Origin of the sequence: Marinobacter goseongensis (assembly GCF_023156235.1) — a bacterium.
GTDB lineage: Bacteria > Pseudomonadota > Gammaproteobacteria > Pseudomonadales > Oleiphilaceae > Marinobacter > Marinobacter goseongensis.
The window spans coordinates 1-1,611 of sequence record NZ_JAKZAI010000071.1 but is presented as its reverse complement, the minus strand read 5'-3'; the positions used below and the strand labels follow the sequence as shown (position 1 = coordinate 1,611).

The 1,611-nt window shown below is 50.4% G+C and carries 1 protein-coding gene and 1 pseudogene; both read right to left on the bottom strand.

Annotated elements, in window-relative coordinates:
* Window positions 1–17: 17 nt before the first annotated feature.
* The gene (locus tag MLC70_RS18810; RefSeq protein WP_282448543.1) at window positions 18–626 is read right to left on the bottom strand and encodes a TraG/VirB4 family ATPase; all 609 of its coding nucleotides are present in this window, start codon (window positions 624–626) and stop codon (window positions 18–20) included.
* A 159-nt stretch (window positions 627–785) separates the two neighbouring features.
* Window positions 786–1,526, bottom strand: a pseudogene (locus tag MLC70_RS18805) (TraC family protein); the annotation flags it as partial.
* Window positions 1,527–1,611 lie beyond the last annotated feature (85 nt).

Here is a 1,611-nt window from a genome sequence, read left to right as displayed (position 1 = left end):
GAAAACCACGAACTAGACTATGAAAGGTGGGTCAATTTTATTGGCCAAAGGTGGGTCAAAATAAATGGCCATTGACACAGCTCAAGCACAACGAATGAATTGCCTGCCACATCCAGGTTATTACGCCCGTTGAACCAGTGGCCGAATTCTCCTGTAGACGTAAACGGGTATAGTTGGTTTCCGATGTCGGCGATCCTGGAATCCTGCTCGGCCAGGCCGGTCTCGATTAACTGTTTGGCGACCAAATCAATAGTTAAGTTGTGACCGTGCTGCTCCCATAGCTCGTTGAGCGTTCTTCGCATAATGGCCAACTGAAGATCAGAAAGCTTTTCGTTAGGCGCGGCCATGGCTGTCAGAAGCCCGACGATCATGTTGATCTCTTCTTTGAAGTTTTTAATCACATCAAACGGATTCAGACAGATGTCACGGTCTTCAGAGAATTCGATAAAAACACCGCCAAGTACATCGCACAGTTTCTTATAGGAGTAACCGACGTCGATTACCCATACTCGCTCCCCGGTGGCCAGATACGAACATATAATCTCGTTGGTCACGAAGGACTTACCGGCACCGGATGCCGCTGCTATAACGGCATTGTAGTTTGACGCGGAGTCGAACAAATCCATGTTCATGAGCTGGCCGCTGCGCGAGATAAACGTCATCAGCGGTGTCCATGTTCCTTTCCAATCGCCAAGAAACGGCAAGAGCAGACTGGCGTGTCGAGTTGCCATCGTGGTGTAGCGGTTGAGCGCCTGCTTCGCCTTTGGGTCTGCGCCCAACGGCAACGCGTTCAGGAAGACTGGCAGATTAAAGAACTTGTCTTCCATCATCTGGAAACCGAGCGTGCGGTAGTACGTTTTCGCGTTAGACACCGCCTGCGTCAGCTCGTCTTCACTGTCTGCGAAAAGTGAGAGCGTCAGATTCAGCTCAACGGCTTTGTCACCTTCGTCCAAGGCGTTGAACAAAGCTTCAAAACTTCTATGTTGCTGTGCGAGCCTGGGGACAAACTTCAACAGAGGACCAGTGGCGTTCTTCAGTACCCAGTTCCGCTTATTATTCATCATCTCCCGTTTGTTCTCGGAATCCGGGAAATACACACTGGCCGTCAACAGGTAATTACCTTTGATGCCACGGCCGCCGCTGCTGGTGTCCATGATGTAGTTGGCGGGTATACCAAGGTGCACCTGAGATGGATACTGTTTTGGGCTTAATGTTCGAACATACTTGCGCCCAAGTTTCAGCGTATCTGCGTTTGCCTCAAAGGCTGTTTCGGTGTCGAAGAACTGCTCTTTGATCAGTTCTTCCTCGTTGTAAAACTCATTCGGTGGCCGCAGCCAGCTGAAATCCTCTCGCCAGCTGAGCATTGTCTGCATTAGTCTGACGTATTCCTTTGCATCCAGTGCCGTAAGCCCCATGCCCACGGCCTTGAGCGCGGACATCACTGAGGTTCTCAGTTTCGACACGGAATCAATGTCGTTTTGAGTAGGCGGGTTAGAGCACGGAATCTTCGCTGAGATGATCAGTTGCGTATCTTGTAAGCGCCGTTAAATCGACCCACTTGCCCTAATCGTATTGAGCCACTTTTTTCAAAGCCGGCAACTCGGCATTCCA

Bases quoted from the DNA above. Each gene is read 5' to 3' on its own strand.
- MLC70_RS18810 (WP_282448543.1), bottom strand. From the start codon at position 626: ATGGATTTGTTCGACTCCGCGTCAAACTACAATGCCGTTATAGCAGCG.